Annotated in this window: 20 protein-coding genes; 18 read left to right on the top strand and 2 right to left on the bottom strand. The window is 48.9% G+C overall.

The window, feature by feature from the left end; all coding sequences use genetic code 11:
• Positions 1–35: 35 nt before the first annotated feature.
• The 11 genes from ACUN27_RS22060 (at position 36) to ACUN27_RS22010 (ending at position 14,821) form a co-directional block, all read left to right on the top strand.
• Positions 36–1,505, top strand: coding sequence for a putative amidoligase domain-containing protein (locus tag ACUN27_RS22060; RefSeq protein WP_445559609.1), 1,470 nt, complete (start codon positions 36–38; stop codon positions 1,503–1,505).
• Positions 1,506–1,710: 205 nt separating this feature from the next.
• The gene (gene mutS, locus ACUN27_RS22055) at positions 1,711–4,341 is read left to right on the top strand and encodes a DNA mismatch repair protein MutS (protein ID WP_445559608.1); all 2,631 of its coding nucleotides are present in this window, start codon (positions 1,711–1,713) and stop codon (positions 4,339–4,341) included.
• A gap of 49 nt (positions 4,342–4,390) precedes the next feature.
• Positions 4,391–5,830, top strand: coding sequence for a S41 family peptidase (locus ACUN27_RS22050; protein WP_315949457.1), 1,440 nt, complete (start codon positions 4,391–4,393; stop codon positions 5,828–5,830).
• Between the two features lie 6 nt (positions 5,831–5,836).
• A complete protein-coding gene (gene mutL / locus ACUN27_RS22045; RefSeq protein WP_445559607.1) occupies positions 5,837–7,858 on the top strand; it encodes a DNA mismatch repair endonuclease MutL in 2,022 nt (673 codons plus the stop codon).
• 4 nt (positions 7,859–7,862) lie between these two features.
• Positions 7,863–8,639: a class I SAM-dependent methyltransferase gene (locus ACUN27_RS22040; protein ID WP_315949461.1), complete on the top strand. Its 777-nt coding sequence runs from the start codon at positions 7,863–7,865 to the stop codon at positions 8,637–8,639.
• Positions 8,633–9,601, top strand: a complete 969-nt coding sequence (gene miaA, locus ACUN27_RS22035; protein WP_315949463.1) for a tRNA (adenosine(37)-N6)-dimethylallyltransferase MiaA — start codon at positions 8,633–8,635, stop codon at positions 9,599–9,601. Before ACUN27_RS22040 ends, miaA begins: the two co-directional genes overlap by 7 nt.
• A 66-nt stretch (positions 9,602–9,667) precedes the next feature.
• Entirely contained in the window at positions 9,668–9,907 is a 240-nt protein-coding gene (hfq, locus tag ACUN27_RS22030; protein ID WP_127451633.1) for an RNA chaperone Hfq, read from the top strand.
• Between the two features lie 143 nt (positions 9,908–10,050).
• Positions 10,051–12,642: a PBP1A family penicillin-binding protein gene (locus tag ACUN27_RS22025; protein WP_326062544.1), complete on the top strand. Its 2,592-nt coding sequence runs from the start codon at positions 10,051–10,053 to the stop codon at positions 12,640–12,642.
• 41 nt (positions 12,643–12,683) lie between these two features.
• Positions 12,684–13,394, top strand: a complete 711-nt coding sequence (locus ACUN27_RS22020; protein WP_315949466.1) for a peptidylprolyl isomerase — start codon at positions 12,684–12,686, stop codon at positions 13,392–13,394.
• A 55-nt stretch (positions 13,395–13,449) separates the two neighbouring features.
• The gene (locus ACUN27_RS22015; RefSeq protein WP_315949468.1) at positions 13,450–14,142 is read left to right on the top strand and encodes an alpha/beta hydrolase; all 693 of its coding nucleotides are present in this window, start codon (positions 13,450–13,452) and stop codon (positions 14,140–14,142) included.
• On the top strand, positions 14,114–14,821 hold the full coding sequence (locus tag ACUN27_RS22010) for a YdcF family protein (protein WP_326062542.1): 708 nt from the start codon (positions 14,114–14,116) through the stop codon (positions 14,819–14,821). Before ACUN27_RS22015 ends, ACUN27_RS22010 begins: the two co-directional genes overlap by 29 nt.
• A gap of 85 nt (positions 14,822–14,906) precedes the next feature.
• Here the strand turns inward: ACUN27_RS22010 and ACUN27_RS22005 are convergent, their stop codons facing one another.
• Both ACUN27_RS22005 and ACUN27_RS22000 read right to left on the bottom strand, forming a co-directional pair.
• A complete protein-coding gene (locus ACUN27_RS22005) occupies positions 14,907–15,776 on the bottom strand; it encodes an SDR family oxidoreductase (protein ID WP_315949471.1) in 870 nt (289 codons plus the stop codon).
• A 38-nt stretch (positions 15,777–15,814) separates the two neighbouring features.
• Positions 15,815–16,615 (bottom strand): GNAT family N-acetyltransferase, encoded by an 801-nt coding sequence (locus ACUN27_RS22000; RefSeq protein ID WP_315949472.1) that lies wholly within the window; start codon positions 16,613–16,615, stop codon positions 15,815–15,817.
• A 109-nt stretch (positions 16,616–16,724) separates the two neighbouring features.
• Between ACUN27_RS22000 and ACUN27_RS21995 the strand changes: the two genes are divergently transcribed.
• The 7 genes from ACUN27_RS21995 (at position 16,725) to ACUN27_RS21965 (ending at position 23,134) form a co-directional block, all read left to right on the top strand.
• Complete coding sequence (locus ACUN27_RS21995; RefSeq protein ID WP_315949473.1) at positions 16,725–17,252, top strand: GNAT family N-acetyltransferase; 528 nt, start codon at positions 16,725–16,727, stop codon at positions 17,250–17,252.
• 16 nt (positions 17,253–17,268) lie between these two features.
• Positions 17,269–18,270: a lipoate--protein ligase gene (locus tag ACUN27_RS21990; protein ID WP_445559606.1), complete on the top strand. Its 1,002-nt coding sequence runs from the start codon at positions 17,269–17,271 to the stop codon at positions 18,268–18,270.
• Between the two features lie 37 nt (positions 18,271–18,307).
• Complete coding sequence (locus tag ACUN27_RS21985; RefSeq protein WP_315949475.1) at positions 18,308–18,934, top strand: histidine phosphatase family protein; 627 nt, start codon at positions 18,308–18,310, stop codon at positions 18,932–18,934.
• A gap of 25 nt (positions 18,935–18,959) precedes the next feature.
• Positions 18,960–19,262, top strand: a complete 303-nt coding sequence (locus ACUN27_RS21980; protein ID WP_315949476.1) for an antibiotic biosynthesis monooxygenase family protein — start codon at positions 18,960–18,962, stop codon at positions 19,260–19,262.
• Between the two features lie 136 nt (positions 19,263–19,398).
• A complete protein-coding gene (locus ACUN27_RS21975; RefSeq protein WP_315949477.1) occupies positions 19,399–20,367 on the top strand; it encodes an AAA family ATPase in 969 nt (322 codons plus the stop codon).
• Positions 20,368–20,552: 185 nt separating this feature from the next.
• On the top strand, positions 20,553–21,881 hold the full coding sequence (gene hflX / locus ACUN27_RS21970; protein WP_315949479.1) for a GTPase HflX: 1,329 nt from the start codon (positions 20,553–20,555) through the stop codon (positions 21,879–21,881).
• Positions 21,882–21,883: 2 nt separating this feature from the next.
• Entirely contained in the window at positions 21,884–23,134 is a 1,251-nt protein-coding gene (locus tag ACUN27_RS21965; RefSeq protein WP_315949481.1) for a methionine gamma-lyase family protein, read from the top strand.

Below are 23,134 nucleotides of genomic sequence, written 5' to 3'. Positions count from 1 at the left end.
GACATATTTGGGCTTAACGAGAAGGGGCAATCTCGATGGAATCCTTTTTACTGCACGCACAGGAGAAAGAAGCGCTGGAGCTGGCTGATCTTATTCAAATTCCGAGTGGTACGAAACTTCCGGATGACTGGCAGGGACGGATCATCATACACTGGGGAGCCGCCCATGATGAGTGGCCACAGAAACAGGCGCTGCAGCCAATTCGAGCGATTCTGAGGGCAAAGGCAAGCGCTAAGCGCGATGAGCAGTTGGCTATGCATGGGTTGAAGACCTTAGCGTCTCTGAAGAAGCGCGGTTTGATGAAGGATGCCCCGCCAACGTTTACTCACAAATATAAAGTGGCTGTCTTTCATCTACAAACGCTTATTGTTTATGAGAAAAAAGAAACGCTGCTGTTGTCTGAGAAAACGCTGTTTAATCAGCGGCAAGCAAATGCAAGCTCCGCCTACATAGAAGTCCTGCCGGACCGAGCTAGCTTTCATGTGCGCCGAGCAAGCCGTGAGGCGGTTAAAGCCATTTATGCGCTAGGTCTGGATTATGGATTGGCTACAATCGGGGTTCTGGCCTCTGGGCATACCGTTGTTTTGGATGTAGATCCGGTACCTAAGCTCAATGGCAAGCTGGCGCAGCTGTTCGCACAGGCCATTGACCGGTACGAACTATCACTTTCGAAGGAGATGCTGCGCAAGGAGCGGGTCATGCTCGGAACCGATCCCGAGTTCCTGCTGCTGAGCCCGCAAGGCCAAGTCGTCTTCGCCGACCGCTTCCTGACGCGCAAAGGCGATGTCGGCTGCGATGCCATCGTGCTCAGCGGGCAGCGCCTGATCCTGCCGCTGGCGGAGCTGCGACCGCAGCCCAGCGCAGACCCGCGCGAGCTGGCGAGGAACCTGCTGTCTACGATGCAGCTCGCCGCGCGGTCCATCCCTGATGAGAGCCTGGCGTGGCTCTCGGGCGGCATGCCGGTGGGGGGCTACCCCCTCGGCGGGCATATCCACTTCAGCCGCTGCTGGCTGAATGCCCATCTTCTGCGCGCGCTCGATAACTACCTCGCGCTGCCTTTGATTTTGATCGAAGGCGACACAACGGGCCAGCGTCGCCCCAGATACGGCTTTCTCGGCGACTTCCGCAAAAAGTCGCACGGGGGCTTCGAGTACCGCACGCTGCCGAGCTGGATGCAGTCGCCCTTGATTACGCGCGGGGTTTTCGCGCTTGCTGCGCTTATAGCGGATAATTACTTGCTGCTTGCAAGGCAGCCGCTGCAGGATCTGGACATCCAAGCAGCCTATTATAGCGGTGATAAGCAGCGGCTTAACAGTGTGGTTGCCAGGCTTTGGCAGGATCTTGAACTTTTGAAGGGCTATGAGGTGCATGCTGCTGTTCTCGACCGCTTTCGCAAGCGGATTTTATCCATGAAACCTTGGGATGAGAGAGAAGACATTCGCAAAGCTTGGAAAATTGCTCCGTACAACCGTAAAGAAGCAATTGAAGAAGGAATCATGTTATAATAGATTATCTATACAAAGATGGAAGATTGGCTAACGCTAGAGGCTCGTAGATCCGGATGTGCCTGTCCAACCGGCAGGCTGTATTCGGGCGATTGGGGCCTTTAGCGGTTACTGCTTTTTAATATTTTGCCTGTCTATGAAAAGAAAAAATAGTAGTTTCATAGTGGTTGTTAGTGAATAAAGTGATTGGTTGGAGGAACGCAAGGTGGCCCAATATACGCCGATGATTCAGCAATACTTGGCCGTGAAGGCGCAGGTCCCGGATGCATTTTTGTTTTTTCGTCTGGGGGATTTTTATGAAATGTTTTTTGAAGATGCCATCAACGCTTCCCGTGAGTTGGAAATCACCTTAACCGGAAGAGAAGGCGGCGCAGACGAGAAAATTCCGATGTGCGGCGTGCCTCATCACTCGGCTGAGAATTATATGTCTCGTTTGATCGAGAAAGGCTATAAAGTTGCGATCTGCGAACAAGTCGAAGATCCTGCTGAAGCCAAAGGCGTTGTCCGTCGCGAAATTGTGAGGATTGTGACACCGGGTACGGTCATGGACAGCAAGTTGTTAGGTGAATCCAGCAACAATTACATTGTTTCTCTGGTAAGCAGCGAAGCAGGATATGCCTTTACGGCATGCGATATTTCAACAGGAGAGTTGTATACGACGAAATTGGCTCCTTCCTGGGAGCTCGTTGTAGATGAGCTTAATGTGTACAACCCTTCCGAGATTATCACAGATGCAGCCTTATTAGCGACAATTCGCGAGTCCGGTGTCACGTGGGGACGGAGCACGGTATTAACCGAGTGGACGCAGTCGGACGAGAAGCTGTTGGACGAGCATTTTGCTGAAGATTCCGCGCTTTCCGGTTTATCGTCACTTAATCGTAACGGCGTGGCTTTACTGCTCGCTTATTTGAAAGAAACGCAGAAACGCGCACTTACTCACGTGAAACATATCAGGGTCTATGAACCTGATCAATTCATGACGATGGATCCTTTCACACGAAGAAATCTTGAACTCGTAGAGACAGTCCGCGAACGAGCGAAAAAGGGCTCCTTGCTTTGGCTGCTCGATAAGACCGTAACGGCAATGGGCGCACGGATGCTGCGCCGCTGGATCGAGAAGCCGTTAATGAGCGTTTCACGCATTGAAGAGCGTCTGGAAGCTGTTGACTTGCTTTACAATCAGCTCATCGTACGTGATGACGTGAAGCAAGCATTGAAGGAAGTTTACGATTTGGAACGTCTCGTAGCGCGTATTTCCTATGGAAATGCGAATGCCCGCGACATGGTCGCTTTGAAGCATTCCTTGCAGCAGGTGCCCTTACTGCAGGAAGTTTGTGCACAATCCGGTTCTGCGACCCTGCGTAAGCTTGTTGAGAACATGGATGTCTGCGACGACGTGATGGCGTGGATTTCTAACGCGATTGTTGATGAGCCTCCGGTATCCATTCGGGATGGAGGAATGATCCGTGAAGGCTATCAGCCTTACCTGGATCAACTGCGTGAGGCGAGTACCAACGGGAAGCAGTGGATTGCGGAGCTGGAGCGCCAGGAGCGCGAAGCGACGGGCATTAAATCGCTCAAGATCGGCTACAACAAAGTATTCGGTTACTTTATCGAGGTGACCAAAGCGAACATGTCGGCGCTACAAGAAGGCCGTTATGAACGCAAACAAACACTGGCGAATGCGGAACGTTACGTCACGCCGGAGTTGAAAGAGAAAGAAGCGCTCATTCTGGAAGCGCAGGATAAAATGATTGATCTGGAGTATGAGCTGTTCACGGAGCTTCGCGACCGGATTTCCCAGCATATCTCCAGATTGCAGAAGCTGGCGGAGGTGATTGCGACCGCCGATGTCTATCAATCTCTGGCTGCTGTCAGCGCGGCGCAGCATTTCCGCAAGCCGGAGATCGGCGAAGGCTTCGATCTCCATATAGAAGAAGGCCGCCACCCTGTGGTAGAGGCGGTCATCCAAGACGGCTCGTTCATTGCGAACGATACGCGCCTTGAAGATGAGCAAGGCCGCATCCTGCTTATTACCGGCCCGAACATGGCCGGTAAGAGTACATACATGCGGCAAGTTGCCGTCATCTGCCTGATGGCGCAGATCGGCTGTTTCGTTCCTGCAAGGTCCGCGCGTATTCCTGTCACAGACCGGATCTTCACGAGAATTGGAGCGGCCGATGACTTGATCGGCGGGCAGAGCACGTTCATGGTCGAGATGATGGACATCCAAGTGATGACGGAGAAAGCGACAAGCAAGAGCCTTGTCATCATTGATGAACTCGGACGCGGCACTTCAACGGGAGAAGGCATGGCGATTGCGCAGGCCGTTATCGAGTTCTTGCATGATCGTATCGGCTGCAAGACGCTTGTATCGACTCACTTCCATGAGCTTGCGCATCTGGAAGACAGCCTCCGCCATCTGCGGAATCATTGCATGGCGGTCAAGGAAAGCGGCAGGCAGGTAACCTTCCTGCGCAAGCTTATTCCTGGGGCAGCAAGTACGAGTTACGGCATCTATTGTGCCGAAATCGCCGGGCTGCCGGATGCAATCATTCAGCGCTCTTACGAGCTGCTGAATGGCTTTGAAGAGCGGGCGGCGGGTACTGCCCAAGTCGCCGCCGCAACAGCTGTGGCGGACGCTGTTCCTGCGTCCGCCCCGATTCAGCAACTGTCCCTCTTCGAGGAGGACAGCGCGGCGGCTGTGTCCGGCAAGAAGAAGCCGGACACGAAGTCTCAGCTGGTGATTGACCAGCTGAAGGGGATTGATTTAATCAATATGACGCCTCTGCAGGCGCTGAATTTGGTTTACGAATGGAAACAAAAGCTGCAATAAAACGGATGGCATTCATCTATTTATTTTATAAACCCAAGGAGAGACGCACATGAAAAATCAACCTAGATTGAAAAAAATGAAGGTAACCTTAGCCCTCGTCTCTGCTTTAATGGCCGTATTGCCTGCTAGTGCCGCGTTAGCCCAAGAAGATTTGCAAACCATGCAGGTCAGGGAAATTATCGGGAAAATGCATGTGAGCGGTGTAACGGAGGAAGCATTAGCCGGTCAAAGTATTAAACAAATGATCGATGGATTGAAGGATCCTTATACGGTTTTCTTTAGCCAAGAAGAGTTTGGTAAGTTCTCCAGTTCTTTGGAAAATAATTATGTTGGTATGGGTGCACGCATCGGAATTGACGAAAAAGGCGTATATTTAACGGAAATTTTTGCAGGTTCAGCTGCGGAAATCGCCGGTTTGCAGCGGGATGACTACATCCGTGCGGTAGATGGTGTGCCTGCCTCGACAACGTCGATCGATGAAGTTCGCAACAAAATCATCGGTGTGGAAGGCTCGAAAGTAAAGATAACGGTTGCTCGCGGAGAGAAGGAATTGACCGTTGAGCTTACGCGCAAAGGGGTTAACGTCCCTGAAGTGTACAGCCAAAGCTTTACGAACGGGGTAGGGTATATCCAAATTACAGATTTCTCCAGCGATGCGGATGAGGATTTTGATAAACAGCTTGCTGCGCTTCAAGCGAAAGGTTTGAAATCGTTGATTCTAGATGTGCGCAATAACCCCGGAGGCCTAGTGGACACGGCGCAGAACATTGCCAAGCATTTCGTGAAAGACGGCGTGCTCATTCATACGAGAGACCGTAATGGCGTGGATGATCCTGTATTGATTCAAGGCGGGAGCGAACTATCGATTCCTGTTTATATTTTAGCTAATGAGAACAGTGCCAGTGCATCGGAAGTGCTTTCAGGCGCTTTACAGGATTATAACGTTGCGAAAGTAATCGGCATGCAAACTTATGGCAAAGGAAGCGTACAGCAGCTGTATCAGCTAGATAACAACAGCGCACTGAAAGTGACGATTGAAGAGTATCTGACACCAAACAAACGGAAGGTGAACAAAGTCGGCATTACGCCAGATGTGAAGGTAGATGGGCCAGCTGCGCAATTCATTACAGCTTTGCACACGGCAGGCATCCCTGATATTCAAGTTGACATTTCCAATCATTTGGTGACGTATAATGGGGTTGAAGTTAGCAGCGGTTTCGGGAACTTCCATGAAAACGGCAAATTGTTTGCAACTTCTCGCGGATTGGCTGCCTTAGTTGGGGCGAACATTACATGGAATGAAGCGAACCATACCGTCGATATTTCCGACAACAAAGGGACTCACGCCATACCGGTTGAGGATGACAAGCTAATCATCGAAAATGGCGCAAGCTATGTGAATGTTGACCTGTTCAAGCAATATTTTCCACAGCTGCAAGTGAAAGAGCAAGGAGATCATGTTTCCATCCGAGCTGTAAAGGGGAACTAAGGTATTATGGGTAAAATCCAGCTTTTAAGCGAACATATCGCGAACCAGATTGCGGCAGGGGAAGTGGTGGAACGCCCTTCCTCCGTCGTCAAAGAGCTTGTTGAGAACTCGGTCGATGCAGAAAGCACACGGATTGATGTAACCATCGAAGAAGGTGGACTGCAGTTGATTCGCGTGTCCGATAACGGGACCGGTATGGCGCTCGAAGACTGTGAATTAGCCTTTCAGCGGCACGCGACGAGTAAAATTGCGACAAGTAAAGATTTGTTTTCGATTCGCACATTGGGTTTCCGCGGCGAGGCATTGCCAAGTATAGCGTCGGTCTCCCGACTGGAGTGTGTGACAAGCTCTACCAATGATGGTTTGGGGCGGAAAATCTCCATCGAAGGCGGAACCATTCGGACGGTTGAAGAAACAGCCGCTTCGCGCGGGACAGAAGTGACGGTAAGAGATTTATTTTATAACACGCCTGCACGCCTCAAATATATGAAAACGATCCAAACCGAGCTAGGCCATATTTCGGACTATATGTACCGGTTAGCGCTAGCTCACCCCGGCATTGCCTTCTCGCTTAAGCACAACGGCAATATGCTGCTGCAAACGCTGGGCAACGGCGATTTGCTTCAAGTCATCGCCGGCATATACGGCACAGCTATCGGCAAGCAAATGCTTCCAATCCAAGTGGATAGCTTGGATTACACCATCACGGGCTTCGTTGCGAAGCCCGAAATGACGCGCGCGAATCGCGGCGGCATATCGACCATTGTGAATGGCCGATATGTCCGCAATTTCGCGCTGAATCAAGCGCTGCTGCAGGGGTATCATACCCTGCTGCCGATCAACCGCTTCCCGGTTGCAGTGCTGCAAATCGGGATGGACCCTGCCCTGGTGGATGTGAATGTGCATCCATCCAAGCTTGAGGTCCGCTTCAGCAAAGAAGCGGAGTTGACGGCGTTAATCGAGGCGGAGGTCAAACGATTATTCGGCCGACAAGTGCTGATTCCTACGGGAAGCAAGCCGTCAGCCCCGAAGGGTGCCTATATTCAGGAGCAGCTGGATCTCACGCGAACGATTGAACCGTTAACAGCACCGAATCCTGGTGTTCCAAAAGCAATGGAAATTCCGGTGGAAACGGATGCTCCGCGGGTTCAAATCAAAGAAAGCGTGACAGCTTACAAACCTGAGCAGCCGAAACCGGTATATGAACCGTCGGCAAGAGCGGCAGAGCCTAAATCATGGTCTCCTCCTGCAGAGGTTCAAAGACATACAACCAGCGCGAGCCCGTCGTATTCTAGCAGGGCCTCATCAACGCAGGCTGCCAGCTCATATTCGCCGGCATCCGCAAACCCAAGACAAGTTTCGATTCAGCAGCAGCGCCGCACGAATGAAGCCTTCATGGATTTGCTGCCTTCGAATGAAGAGAACGATCAGCCGAAGCTGCCTGCTTTTCCAAGCTTAGAGCCTATCGGTCAAATGCATGGCACCTATTTGATTGCACAAAATGGCGATGGCCTATACTTAATTGATCAACATGCTGCACATGAGCGGATTAATTATGAATATTATTATGAGCGTTTTGGCAATCCTGCTGAGGCAAGCCAAGAACTGCTTGTTCCGATAACACTGGAGTTTACACCTTCAGAGGCTGGGATCCTCGCGGATCGATTGTCTCTTTTTGAACAAGCCGGCGTGTTTATGGAAGCATTTGGCGGGAATACGTTCCTTGTTCGCGCTCATCCTCATTGGTTCCCGTCAGGGGAAGAAAAAGGAATCGTTGAAGAAATGTGCGAATGGGTGCTTAGCGAGAAGAAGGCGGTTGATATCGCCAAATTGAGGGAGAAAGCAGCGATTATGTGTTCCTGCAAAGCCTCAATTAAGGCGAATCAAGGACTTAGTGTCTTGGAGATGGAGACGCTTATTGACCGACTTGCCGGCTGCCGAAATCCGTATACATGTCCGCATGGACGACCTATTGTTGTTAGTTTTACGACCTATGAACTGGAAAAAATGTTTAAGCGAGTGATGTAACCCCGTGATTGTAACGACATCTTTTGATCCTTCGGTTGAGACGGTAAGCAAAGCAGGGCGATTGGCTGAAGCGTATGGCGGCCGATTCGTCCCCCGAAGGAAGTATTCTTTGGAACATCTTAGGAAAAATAATAATGATTCTGCCCTTCTGCTTGTGACCAGGGAAGAGATCAGGTACTATGAAGATGACCATCCTGCAGCTTTTTTCCATCCCAGTATGGCACTCGTTCGCGTGAAGCGTATGTTGAGAGGTGAAACAGACCTATTGATTGAAGCCTCCGGTGCGGTAGGTGGCGATGTCATTGTGGATTGTACAGCAGGTTTAGCGTCAGATTCGATCGTGTTCTCCTTCGCCGTCGGCGCGCAAGGAAGCGTTACTGCAGTAGAAAGCGAAGCCATTCCGGCCATGTTGATTCAAGAGGGCTTAGCGCTCTACGAATCAGAGGTGGCGGAGCTTAACGAGGCCATGAGGCGTATATCGGTTATCAAGCTGCATCATCTTGCCTATTTGCAACAATTAGGTTCAAAAAGCGTGGATGTTGTATACTTTGATCCGATGTTTCGCAATCCCATCGAAGAATCTCAAGCGATATCTCATCTTAGAAGGAATGCGAACGATGAGGCCATCACGCTGGATTCAATCGAAGAGGCCAGGCGTGTTGCACGCAAAAGCATTGTGCTCAAAGAAAACAGAGACAGCAAGGAATTTGCGCGTCTTGGCTTTGAGCATGTATTACGATCGACGACCAAAACAACGTATGGAGTGATTCGACTGTGTTAGCCCCATCAGCCAAGCCGAAATTACTCGTGCTTCTTGGTCCCACGGCAGTTGGCAAGACCAAGCTTAGTTTAGAAATTGCCCAGAAGTTCGGGTGCGAAATTATTTCCGGAGATTCCATGCAGGTCTACCGGGGGATGGATATTGGAACAGCCAAAGCGACCGAAGCTGAACAGCTGCTTGTTCCACATCATTTAATTGATATTCATGATCCATCCTACCCTTTTTCGGCAGCGGAATTTCAAGAACGTGTGAAAGCATTAATCCTTGATATCCACTCGCGTGGAAAACTTCCTTTTATCGTTGGCGGTACAGGCCTATATATTGAATCTGTCTGTTATAACTATCAATTTACAGATGTCAGTATGGATGAAGCGTTCCGTCTCGAGCAGGAGGCTTACGCGATTCAGCATGGCGACGAAGCCCTGCACTTAAAGCTGCGTGAAATTGATCCGGATAGCGCAGACCGCCTGCACGCCAATGACCGTAGACGGGTGATTCGGGCTATGGAAATCTATCATGTCTCCGGTGAGACGATGACTTCCCATTTGGCCGCCCAGAAAAAAGAGTCCCCGTACGAACTATGTATCATTGGACTGACGATGGATCGTGCGCTTCTCTATAAGCGCATTGAAGAGCGCATCGACGAGATGATGCAAGAGGGACTCGTGGACGAGGTTCAGTCGATTTTGTCCGCAGGTTGTCCGAAGCAGGCCATTTCTATGCAAGCACTTGGCTACAAAGAAATCGTTAGCTATTTGGAGGGCGAGCTTACTCTTGATGCGGCTGTGACGCTGCTGAAGCGAGATACGCGCCGTTTTGCCAAGAGGCAGCTGTCCTGGTTCCGGCATATGAAAGATATTAACTGGGTGGATGTAACGGAGCCGGCAAATTTTTCTGCCCATTTCGAAAAGATTAGTGATATACTAGCAGGAAAGTTTGTACATAAAATTGAATATAATTAACAAATATGACCACTAGAAAATAGCGCCGTCAGGCGATAGTTTCATTCCATTAAGGGGGACCTACTGATGAACCGATCCATTAACATTCAGGACAACTTTTTAAATCAACTTCGCAAAGAAAGCATTCCCGTAACCGTCTATCTTACGAATGGGTTCCAAATCAGAGGGCTTATCCGCGCTTTTGACAATTTCACGATTATCATTGACAGCGAAGGCCGTCAGCAAATGGTGTACAAGCATGCCATTTCTACGTTCACGCCGCAACGCGCTGTTTCTTTAATGGCTGCAACGGAAACAACGGAATAATATTCCTTTACTCGTTTGGTTTTGCAACTTTTTAATGGACTGAACCGTCTAACCGAATAGAAACTTGTGGGAGCAACCTTGTTTAAGGTTGTTCTTTTGTTGGTTAATAGATAAAGAATTGTACAACGAGGGAGTCGGTGGATTTGGAGAGACCTACGAATAAACAGTCAACAACGAATGCCAAAACGAAACCACAAGGCAAGAAGAAAGGTCCTAAAAAGAAAAAGTTTAATTTTCGCAAATTAATCTTAGGTTCCATTATAGCAACGATATTGGCAATCATTTGTGCAATGGCTATTTATATTGTCGTTATTATGAACGGCTTTAAGATTCTGGAAATGAATATCGATAAAATCGAGACGACGACGGAATCAACCCTTATTTATGCGCAGGAAGAAGGCAAGGATGCACAGCCTAAGGAAATCGCTAAGATTTATAAAGGCGAGAACCGGGAGAGCGTGAACATCAAAGACGTTCCGGAACGATTAAAGCAGGCGTTTATTGCGACGGAAGATCGCCGGTTTGAGCAGCACTCCGGTGTAGACTTCTGGGCGATTGGCCGAGCGCTTGTCAAGGACGTTATTCATATGAGCGCCGTTGAAGGCGGAAGTACCATTACCCAGCAGTTAGCCAAAAACGTATTCCTCAGCTCAGAGAAGACAGCGTTCCGTAAAGGAACGGAGATGTCCATTGCGTTTGCTTTGGATGAGAAGTATACCAAGGATGAAATTCTTGAGCGGTATTTAAATCGCATTTTCTTTGGCAGCAATGCTTATGGCATTAAAGCGGCAGCCAAGGTTTATTTTGGCAAATCCAACTTGAATGACTTAGAGATATGGGAGATGGCTACCTTAGCCGCTTTGCCGAAGGCACCTTCGAAATACTCGCCGTTAGCGAATCCGGATCTGTCCAAAGAGCGAAGGGGTGTCGTGCTTAAATTGATGGCAGATCAAGGTTATATAACGGAAGCTGAACGTGCGAAAGCTGCTGCTGTGGATTATACACCTCCTGCGGTGGCCGCTACGAGCACAAAGGATTACGCCAGCTACGTGGATTATGTGATGAATGAAGCGGAAGATATGTACGATATAGATGAAGATGAGTTGTTGACAAAAGGTTACCGCATCTACACAACGATGAATACGAAGGCGCAACAAATCATGGAGACAACCTACGCGAATCCGAGCTTTTTCCAGAAGGATGCAACGGACGGGCAGAAAATTCAGAGCGCAATGGTTATTGTAGATAACAAAACAGGCGGTTTGATGGCGATGATCGGCGGTCGAGATTACAAATCGCGTGGGTTTAGCCGTATTTATTCCAAAAGGCAGCCGGGTTCTTCTTTTAAACCAATCGCAGCATACGGACCTGCGCTAGAGAGCGGGGATTATACGCCATATTCCATATTGGATGATTCTCAAACTTCATTTGGGAATGGGACTTATTCGCCACGCAACTATGACCGTGTAACGCATGGTCAAGTCACGATGTTGGAAGCTGTGAAAAAGTCGTATAACTTAGCTCCAGTCTGGCTGCTAGATAAAATGGGCGTAAATGCAGGTATCAATTTTGCTAAAAACCTGGGCATCCAGTTAAATCCGACGAAAGACAGAAACTTGGCTATCGCCCTTGGAGGTCTTACGGATGGGGTTTCACCGCTGCAAATGGCAACTGCCTATTCAGCGTTCGCGAACCAAGGATCACTCAACAAAACCCATGCGATTCTTCGCATAACGGATGCTCAAGGGAAAGAAATCGCTGCTTATAAAGCAGAAAAGAAACAAGTGATTCAGCCGAAAACCGCTTATTATATGACCCTTCTTCTTCAAGGAGTTGTCGAAACAGGCGGCACGGGTACGAAGGCGAAATTCAATCGTCCTGTCGCAGGTAAAACAGGGTCAACCGGTTTGGATATTAAAGGTATCGAGCAGTATGACCGTGATGTCTGGTTCGTTGGCTATACGCCGGAGTGGACAGCGGCCGTGTGGGAAGGCTTCGATAAGGTGGATTCGAAGCACTATGTAACTGTCGGCAGCGGAGGCACAGCCGCACTTTTCAAAGAAATCATGTCCAAGTCACTGGATGGCGTTCCTATCACCAATTTCGTGAAGCCTGCGAATGTGCCGACACCAACGGAGACGCCTACTGGAGTTACCGATCTAGCGGCTGTTTATGAGATTGATAAGAAATCTGTTAAACTAACATGGACACCGGTTGGCGAGAAGACGAGTTATAATGTGTACCGTAAGGGTTCCAAGGAGACGGATGCTAAACTTCTGATCCAATCGCCTACACCAATCGTGAATGATTCGTCGGTATTCAGCGGGGAAACGTATCAGTATTATGTTGTTCCGTTCAGTGCAGATACGAATGTCGAAGGCGCCAGATCGAACGTGGCTTCTGTGGAAGTTCCTAAGGATGACACGCTTCCGGACGGAACGAAGCCGTCTACATCACCGGGAGTGTCGCCTACACCTTCACCAGGCAATGGGATGGACCCGACTAATCCGACGCAATCACCGGGAACGAAGCCTACACCTACGCCAACGCCGGGTAACACGGTCAAGCCAGGTGGAAGCACGAATCCAAGTCCAACTCCGAGTTCAAGTCCGAACTCAAGCAATGGACCAAGTCCGACACCTACGCCATCGAACAAACCGGGTAATGGAACTCCGGATAAACCGAAGGATGGCAAGCCGGATGGGGAACAAGTCATTGTTCCCAAAACGCCGTAATGCAGTTATTTGAAACCCACCACTAGACGGAGGAATTTACAATGAATTTGCTTAAACCAGCGAAACTATTACCACTCACATTGATCGCACTTACGATGCTTGCTTCGGCCTGCGGCAACAAACCAGCGGAAACTGCTGGCGGTACGGCTACGCCAAAAAGCGGCGCGACAGCGCCGGCTGCTTCTGCTGTCGCCTCACCAGCGGCTACTGCAGCGGCAAAGCAATGGAGCAAGGCTCCGGATATGACGATTGATACAAATAAAAACTATCAAGCGGAAGTGACGACGTCGAAAGGCTCGTTTACGATTGATCTTTATGCGAAGGAAGCTCCCAAAACGGTTAACAACTTCGTGTTTTTATCCAAAGAAGGCTTCTACAATAACGTGACGTTTCACCGTATTATCAAATCATTCATGATTCAAACAGGGGATCCGCAAGGAACGGGCATGGGCGGTCCTGGATACAAGTTTGCTGATGAACTCAAAACCACGCACAAATACGAGCCTGGTACAGTCGCAATGGCGAATTCCGGCCCGAATACGAATGGCAGCCAGTTTTTCATCTGCTCAGGTGATGATTGCGCGAACTTGAACCAAATGCCGAATTATACCATTTTCGGGAAAGTGACGCAGGAGGGCATGGCAACAATTGCGAAAATTGCCGATACCCCTGTAGAGAAGGGCGGAGAAGCTACGCCGAGCAAACCGAAAGAAAAGGTAACGATTAATACCATCACGATTAAGGAAAAATAGAATAAATTAAAATGTATCGACGTTACAATGGAAAGATTGACGGGAGGGATGCCGGGTGAAACAACCCTGTTTATTGTTCCACGGATTTACAGGTGGGCCTTATGAAGTTGAGCCGTTAGCTCGGCATTTGCGTGAACGCGGTCAACTTTGTAAGGTGCCGGAACTCCCATGGAATGGGGATTCCAAAAACCAACTGAAAACTTCCCGCTGGGAAGATTGGGTGAGGGCAGCCGAAGAGCAAGCGGAGAAAATGACGCAAGAATACGGCGAGTTTGACATGGTGGGCTTCTCGATGGGTGGTTTGCTGGCCGCGTATTTATCCGTGAGATACCCGATTCGCAAACTCATTTTATTAAATACGGCAGTAATTTATGTAAGTCCAGGCCGGATGCTTGAAGTGATTCGTGATGAGTGGAAATATGAGAGGAAAATTTCGCTCGACAAGGCCAAATCAACACCATTGAGAGCCACTTGGCAGTTTGCGCGGTTAGTTAACAAACTAAAGCCCGAACTTAGTCAAGTGAGTATTCCTACGCTAATTGCACAATCAGAGAAGGATCAAGTGATTCATCCACAAAGTGCGCGTTACATTTATAGCAAAGTGAAGGGTCAACGTGAGCTCCACTGGCATCCGAGATCCAACCACCTTATTTGCCATAGCGATGATGCGGCTACATTGTTCCGACAAGTAAGCGCATTTTTGGATAAGGAGCACCTGGATGACAGCCAAAACAAACATGAACCATAAGCAACGAACGGTTTCCCCAAAACCGCGCAAAGCTGCAAAACCATCTTCAAAAACTGGTTCAAAGTCGAAATTTCGCCGTAGGCTAGCTTTTTTATTCCGAACTGTTATCGTTTTGTTCCTTCTCTGCGTTGCTTGGATTATTTACGTTCAGTGGAAGGTGCAAGTCGCTCCAGACCAAGTTTTGCCTAAGCAGGTTGACGTCGGCATTGTATTAGGAGCATCGCTGCGTCAAGATATTCCAAGCCCAGGGCTTCAGGAACGCTTGGATTTAGCTGTTAACTTATATAAACAAGGAAAGTTCAAGCAATTGATCGTAAGCGGCGGTTTGGATCATAATGGCTCTAAACTGACTGAAGCAGAGGGCATGCGCAATTATTTAGTCCAAAAGGGGCTGCCCGCCAAAAGCATTCTGATCGAACCAAGGGCGACAAGTACGTACGAGAATTTGTTGTTTTCCAAGCAAATTATGGACGAGCAGGGCCTAGTGAGCTCCATCATTGTGACGCACTCTTATCATGGCTCACGATCGCTTGATATTGCGGAAACGGTAGGATTGAAAGAGCCGCTCGTTTCATCCATCGATTCCAAAGTCCTGTTCATGCCGTATCATGAAGCTAGAGAAACGCTTGCTTATACGAAATGGATATGGGACAAGCTGATGCTCAAGGTAGGCGTCTAAGCGTAGCGGACTCCAGTTCCGATGAGATGTTCGTCAAGCCGAAAAGAACCGTCAGGATTTCCCTGACGGTTCTTCTTCTTATTCTTTATCCATTAACAATCGTTCCGCCATTCACGTGAAGCACCTGACCCGCCATATAGGAGGAATCCTCGCAAGCCAGGAAGACATAGCTTGCTGCAAGCTCACTTGGCTGCCCTGCGCGCTTCATCGGCGTCGTTGAGCCGAAGGTCGCGACTTCCTGCTCGGTGAAAGTAGACGGAATCAGCGGTGTCCAGATTGGACCTGGCGCGACGGCATTCACGCGAATGCCCTTGGCGTTCAGCTGCAGGGAAAGGGAGCGTGTGAAAGTAACAATCGCGCCTTTCGTGGCGGAATAGTCGATCAGCTGCTCATGTCCGTGGTAAGCTGTGATGGAAGCTGTATTGATAATGGCGCTTCCCGATTTGAGATGGGGGAGAGCAGCTTTAGTTAAATGAAACAATGAGAAGATATTCGTTCTAAAGGTTCGTTCGAGCTGTTCGGACGTCACATTCTCGATGCTTGGCTGCGGATGCTGCTCGGCGGCATTGTTCACGAGAATATCGAGTTTCCCGAATTGTTGAACGGCTTGCTCGATAATCTTCTTGCAAAAGTTCTCATCGCCAACGTCACCTGCGACATGGAGACATTTACGGCCTGCCTTCTCCACATGCCGCTGCGTTTCTTCCGCATCTCCGTGTTCATTAAGGTAGACGAGCACGACGTCGGCGCCTTCTTTGGCAAAGGCTAACGCAACCGCCCGGCCTATGCCGCTGTCGCCTCCGGTAATTAGCGCGACCTTATCTTTCAGCTTGCCGGCTGCTTTGTAAGCAGCGTTGTCAAACTCGGGACGCGGGTTCATCTGTGACTCAATGCCAGGCTGTGTATTTTGATGCTGTGGTGGAAAAACAGGTTTTGGCGTAGTAGCTGTTGCCATGCACTTAGACTCCTTTCCTATCCTTAACAAATTCTTTGTTAGGATGTTGCAAAGGGGCGCAAATCATACTTAATTCGGTAATGATAGCGATACTTGGTTTGGTAGCCAAGCTTTTCATATAACAAAACAGCGGTCGTATTGGAAGCGACAACTTGCAAATATTGCTGAGTTGCGCCATGCTCCAGACTCCAAGACGAGAGGGCATGCAGAAGATAGTAACTCAGACCTTGGCCTCGCTCTTTCTCGCTTACAACCACATTCAGAAAGCCGGCATATTCGCCTTCGACGATAGCCGTAGCGACGGCGATAATTTGATTATCTTTTTTTAGTTTTACAAAACCTTTAGTCTTCGAGATTCGGTCACATATTCCTTTGTAGCAGTCTTTGAGCGTCTTGTCGTAACGTTCAAGCTCAAGAAAAGCATCCAACCATTCCTCGTCCACTTCGCCTATCCATTCGGTCGTAATCGACAAAGGGGGTTTCAGCAAAAGTTTCTCCTGTGCTAATGCAGTTGCTTCTTGAGCGTCAGCAAACATCATGAGACATGGAAGCTCATGGACATACCCCTGTGAATCCAACATCTCGTCCAACCCAGGAGGGGATGCATCGCTAATATGAAAAGTGGCAGGAAGGCCTTTGTCTGCATAAAATTGTTCGACAAGCGGCAGCCAGTCGGCGGTTTTCGGGTAATCACCGATGGCAAGCACACTATTGGCGCGCTTCGTGACACCTTGTGTGGCTCGCAACTGCCAGTGATCGATATAGGTGGTAATCTCGGCAGGCCAAGTGTTGGATGCAATCGTATCGATTTCATTGAAAAAAGTGATTGAATCGTTCATCAAAAGTAAACTCCTTTCGATTTTTTCAAGGTGCTTTAAATAAATATACATATTAATGTATAAAAATACAATATCAAAAGTGGAAAAATACGGTCCATTGATGTAAGCTATGAAACAACGGAAAGTTTATGGCAAACTGGCGACAGGAGTGGATGATTTGGAATTTATCATACGACGAGCGCGTTCCGAAGACTATGAGGCAGTTAATGCCATCATCCGTTTCGGTCAAGAGGAGCATGCGGCTGCTTTGCCTAAGTATTTTGCAAGATTGGATCGTGTCGTTGCCATGGGGTGGTACCGAAGCTTTTCCGATCAGGTGAACAAGGTTATTTGGGTCGCTGAGAAAAGCGGGCAAGTGGTGGGTGTGGCGATGCTGGAGATGAAAAAAAGCCCTTCCTATGAGGCGCTGGTGCCACGCTCTTACGCTTATTTAAACGAACTCGCGGTGTCTCCTGACTTCCAGCGGCAAGGCATTGGAACGTTGCTTTATCAAGCATCTGCAGCGTGGGCGCGGGATCAGGGGGCTTCCTTCCTTGAGCTTAATGTATGGGAATTTAATGAGAGTGCCATCGCGTTCTACCGATCTTTGGGCATGTCCACACTCAATCGAACGATGACGTCCGATTTATCAAACTAGTAAAAGGAGCATACGCATGCAATTTATAGATAACGAAGGAATAACAGATCCACGGATCAACTTGGCGATCGAGGAATACGCGTTAAGGCATCTACCTGATCAGGACAGTTACCTGCTTTTTTATATGAACGAACCATCTATTATTATTGGCAAAAATCAAAACACCCTGGAAGAAATCAATCCGGAATATGTGAAAGATCACAACTTGCACGTTGTTCGCAGACTATCCGGCGGCGGAGCTGTTTACCATGACTTAGGCAATTTGAATTTTAGTTTCATTACCAAAGATGACGGGAATTCTTTTCACAATTTTCAAAAGTTTACGGAGCCTGTCGTAGAAGCCCTTCGCAAACTTGGGGTAGAAGCGGCATTAACAGGACGAAATGATATCCAGGTCGGCGAACGTAAAATTTCAGGCAATGCGCAATTTGCAACCAAAGGCCGGATGTTCAGCCATGGCACGCTTTTATTCAACTCTGAGATCGAAAATGTCGTGTCTGCGCTCAAGGTTAGCCCTGATAAAATTCAATCCAAGGGAATTAAATCGATTCGCAGCAGAGTCGCCAACATCGTTGAGTTTCTGGATGCTCCTTTAACGATTGAAGAATTCCGATTGAAACTATTGGCCTCCATATTCGGGATGGAGGCGTCGCAAGTGCCGACGTACAAGCTTTCAGATGAAGATTGGCGCCAAATTCGCAGCATATCCGAAGAACGTTACGGGAACTGGGACTGGAACTATGGCAAATCGCCGAAGTGTACGGTCCAAAACTCCAAGCGCTTCGAAGGTGTTGGGAAATTAGACGCTCGGTTAGCAATAGAAGAAGGCCTAATTCAAGATATTAAAATTTATGGCGATTTCTTCGGTGCTAGCGATGTAGCTGAGCTGGAAGAGGTGCTGCGCGGCTCTCGTTATGAAGAAAAAGCTGTAAGAGAGCGACTGGATGGCGTTGAAATGTGGCGGTACTTTGGCGCTTTGGAGCTTGACTCTTTCGTTGCTCTGCTCATGTTAACTTAATTAAATTTGGTTCAACCTGGGGGAGGGAAATCCGGTAATGACGAAACTATATTTAATCCGGCACGGGGAGACGCTTTGGAACGAGGAGCGGCGCATGCAAGGTCATATGGATTCACCGCTGTCGGCCTTAGGCGAGCAGCAAGCTTTATGGTTGTCCTACGCTTTGAAAGATGTTCCCTTTGAAGCCATGTACGCAAGCACCAGCGGTCGAACGCTGCAAACCGCGCGAATTATCAAGGGAAATCGTGATCTGGCGATTCAACCTTCCGATGAGTGGCGGGAAATGAATTTAGGCGACTGGGAGGGGCGCATCTCGGATGAAATTGAGCGATTAGACCCCGATAATTTCCATGCTTTTTGGCGTAATCCTGAAGCGTATCGTCCAACGCGAGGTGAAACGTACTCGGATCTGCAGAAGAGGGTTACTCCAGCACTTGAACAATTGCTTGCAGCACACGAGGGACAGACGATTGCACTGGTATCACACACCGTAACGCTGAAAGTCATTATGGCTTATTTTGAGCGGAGAGGGCTTGCTGAGCTCTGGAATCCGCCATATTTTCATCCAACGTGTTTAAGTCTAGTTGAAATCGTGAATAACGAGCCGCATATCCGTCTTCACGGTGACACTTCGCATTTCCAAGACGAAGCCTTCGGGTACTAACATTCAAACTTTAGGAGGAATTGCAATGATTCTGGAAGTAGCCATTTTACCTGTGATTGCCGGTAAAAATACAGAATTCGAAGCGGCATTTCGCGAAGCATCATCCCTTATTTCATCAATGAAAGGGTATGTATCGCATGAACTGCAGTCCTGTATCGAAGATGGGAACAAATATCTGCTCCTTGTGCAATGGGAGACGCTTGAGGACCATACCGTAGGGTTCCGAGGCTCAGCTGAGTACCAGGAATGGCGCAAACTGCTGCATCATTTCTATGATCCTTTCCCGGTTGTAGAGCATTACACGCTAACGCAAACTTATGGCAAATAAAGCTGAAAGCTTCCGACTTGGCTCGGGGGCTTTTTCTGTGGGTATAAGCGCTAATGATCGGTCTAAAAAACAAGGAATGAGCGTAGGATGGATAGATACCATCCATCGAAACCAACTTGTAAACGAGGTGATCCTCATGAGTGGTCGGAGCTTGCCATCCAGACAGATCAACATCGTCTTGCGGCAGCCAGAGCAGCGGCGAGCGGTTGATAGCGCCGGCGACCAGCTTCATGCTTCGCCGCAGGCCGAAACAGAACCGCAGCAAACCGGAAAAAGGACACCGCTTGAGGGTCCGTTATCGGATATTTTTAAAGAGCTGAATCAATTGATAGGGCTTGATAATGTCAAAGAATTGGTGCATGAAATCTATGCGCTGCTCCAAATTTCACAATTCCGCGCAGAGGCCGGATTAATCAGCAATGCGCATGTGTACCATATGATTTTCAAAGGGAGTCCCGGAACGGGGAAAACGACGGTGGCCCGACTGATGGGACGCATGTTTCACGCAATGGGTGTGCTAAGCAAGGGGCACTTTATTGAAGTGGAACGGGCAGATCTCGTAGGCGAATACATTGGACATACAGCTCTGAAGACGAGGGAATTGATGAAAAAGGCGATGGGCGGTATCCTGTTCATCGATGAAGCCTACAGCTTGGCGCGTGGTGGGGATAAAGACTTCGGGAAGGAATCGATCGATGCGCTGGTCAAAGGCATGGAGGATAAAAAGAATGACTTTATTCTGATTCTTGCCGGCTATAGCGACGAGATGGAGCAATTCCTTGCTACGAATCCCGGGTTGCCTTCCAGGTTCCCGATTCAAATTGATTTTGAGGATTATCCAATTGAACAATTAATTCAGATTACGGAACTTATGGCCAAAGACCGTGAATATGTGCTTATGCCGCAAACGGTAATGAAGCTTAAACAGCATTTGATGGAGGAGAAGGCAGCAACTTGGCGGGCTTTTAGCAATGCAAGATACGTTCGTAATATTCTGGAGAAAGCGATGAGGCATCAAGCGGTGAGGCTGCTCAGTCAATATGTGAATGCCCCTTCCAAATCGGAATTAATGTCGATACGGCCCGAAGATATGAAGTTTAAATGAACATTAAGAAAGCTGTTTAACTTTTTTAAGTTAAATGGCTTTTTTTCTTGTTGATATTGCTATAATTGAATTTTCCTTCGCAGCAAATTGACTTTCCCAAGCATTTCCTACACAATGATGAAGGAATCTGCCGATTTAAGTGGATTTCAATCGTGAAAGTGCAAGGTAAAGGAGAACAATCACTTATGAAAACAACTTCACATATGGTTGAAAAAGAAATCGATGATCGTGCTGTGCTCGTAAGTCTGGTTACACAGAAACAGAAGCGCAATGAAGCTATTGCCGAATATTCGCTCCAAGAGCTCGTGAAACTGGCTGAAACCGCTGGTGTTCAGGTTTTGGAAACCATGACGCAGAACAAAGAGACGAAGGATAGCAAATGGTTCATCGGAAAAGGGAAAGTCGATGAACTTAAGGCAATGTTGGAAGAGTTGGGAGGCAACACGGCGATATTTGATCAAGAGTTATCGGGGGCTCAAGTCCGTAATCTGGAAGCGGCTCTCGACGTCAAAATCATTGATCGCACACAGCTTATTCTAGATATATTCGCGCAGCGCGCCAAGACGCGAGAAGGCATTATCCAGGTTGAACTGGCACAGCTCAGCTATTTGCTTCCAAGGCTTTCCGGCCAAGGGAAGAACCTTTCCAGGCTAGGCGGCGGTATCGGTACGAGAGGACCCGGGGAGTCCAAGCTGGAGACAGATCGCAGGCATATCCGGGGTCGTATAGACGAGTTGAAGGCACAGCTTGAAGAAGTCGTTCGACATCGTACCCTGCACCGGGAGCGAAGGAAGAAGACCGGAGTGTTCCAGGTTGCCCTGGTTGGCTATACGAATGCCGGCAAATCAACATTATTGAAACAATTGACGCAAGCAGACGTCTATATTGAGAATCAGCTTTTTGCAACTTTAGACCCGACATCACGAACGATGGAACTGCCAAGCGGCAAAGAGATCGTTCTTACAGATACCGTAGGATTTATTCAAAATCTGCCGCATGATCTTGTAGCTTCATTCCGTGCTACCTTGGAGGAGGCCAATGAAGCCGATCTCATTCTTCATGTCGTTGACAGCTCCACAGATATGCGCAATGAGCAGATGCGTGTCGTAGGTGAAGTACTTCAGGAGCTAGGCGCGCATCAGAAGGAACAACTTACGATTTTCAACAAAATCGATGCTTGTTCTCAGGAAGAGCGAGAAATGCTGACGGCCGAAGGAGAATTTCTGAAGATCAGCGCTTTCGATCAAGAGGATTTGGAACGTTTGCGGATCGCTATTCAAGAGAAGTTGATGGGGGAGAGCAAAGAGTTTCGTATTCCTGCTGATAAAGGAGACGTCATCTCTTTGATGTACCGAATCGGAGAAGTGCTTGAGACGGATGTGGACGGCGAGGATATGGTGTTCAAAGTCCGTGTGAACAAAGATGATTATGTAAAAGTAGCTTATCAGTTGGTTGCTTATGACCAACAGGCGAAGCAAGGGCAGCAAGAGGACAGCGAGGGAGAGATTTATTAATCATGCAATTTGGGGATAAAGTCATGTCGTTGATGGAAAGTGCTGAACGCCAAGCCGAAAGCGCTTTTCGTCACATTGAAAAAACAATCGATCTGAATCAATGGAAAGTGATCAACGCTTTTCAGAAACATAAAGTAAGTGATTACCATTTTGCCTCCTCCACAGGTTATGGGTACAATGATCGTGGCAGAGAGGTGCTCGATCTTGTGTATGCGGATAGCTTTGGAGCAGAGGCAGCGCTTGTTCGACCGCATTTTGTGTCAGGAACACACACGATTGGGACGGCATTGTTCGGTGTGCTTCGACCAGGCGAACATCTACTTTACATCACAGGGAAGCCCTATGACACCTTGCATAAGGTGATTGGCAAACCTGGCGACGGCACAGGCTCGCTGCAGGACTTCGGTATAGGCTACGACGAGGTAGCCTTGCTGGAGGATGGATCGCCCGACTGGGCGGCTATCGCAGCTGCTATTCAGCCGAACACGAAGGTGATCGGCATTCAACGCTCACGCGGCTACTCCTGGCGGCAGTCGTTCACAATCGAACAAATCGGAGAGATGGTCCGATTCGTCAAAGAAGTAAACCCCAATCTTATCGTTTTCGTCGATAATTGCTATGGGGAGTTCACCGAGCTGCAGGAGCCGACACAGGTTGGTGTCGATCTGATGGCCGGTTCACTGATCAAAAACCCCGGAGGCGGCATAGCGCCATCCGGCGGCTATATTGCCGGGCGGCAGGATCTCGTGGACCTTGCCGCCTATCGATTGACCGCCCCTGGCATTGGGGGCGAGGTTGGGGCCATGCTCGGTGCTACGCGAGCCATGTTTCAAGGGCTATTCCTTGCCCCGCATCTGGTTGGGCAAGCGGTTAAGGGCTCGGTGTTCGCAAGCGCCGTATTCGAACAGCTGGGCTTCGAGAGCCATCCGCGTTGGGACGCTCAGCGGACGGATTTAATCCAAGCGATCCGTTTCACGTCGGCGGATCACCTGATCACGTTCGTGCAGGGCATCCAGAAAGCGGCTGCCGTGGATTCGCACGTGGTGCCTGAGCCGTGGGATATGCCCGGCTATGAGCATCCCGTCATTATGGCGGCTGGGACTTTCATCCAGGGCGGCAGCCTGGAGCTGTCCGCCGATGCTCCGATCCGCGAGCCGTTCATCGCGTATATGCAGGGAGGACTTACCTATTCACATTGTAAGTTAGGGGTGCTTACGGCAATCCAACATATGGTAGACAAGGGATTGCTTTGA

The sequence above is a fragment of the Paenibacillus sp. WC2504 genome (assembly GCF_052682475.1).
This window is presented reverse-complemented; position numbering and strand designations above follow the sequence as displayed.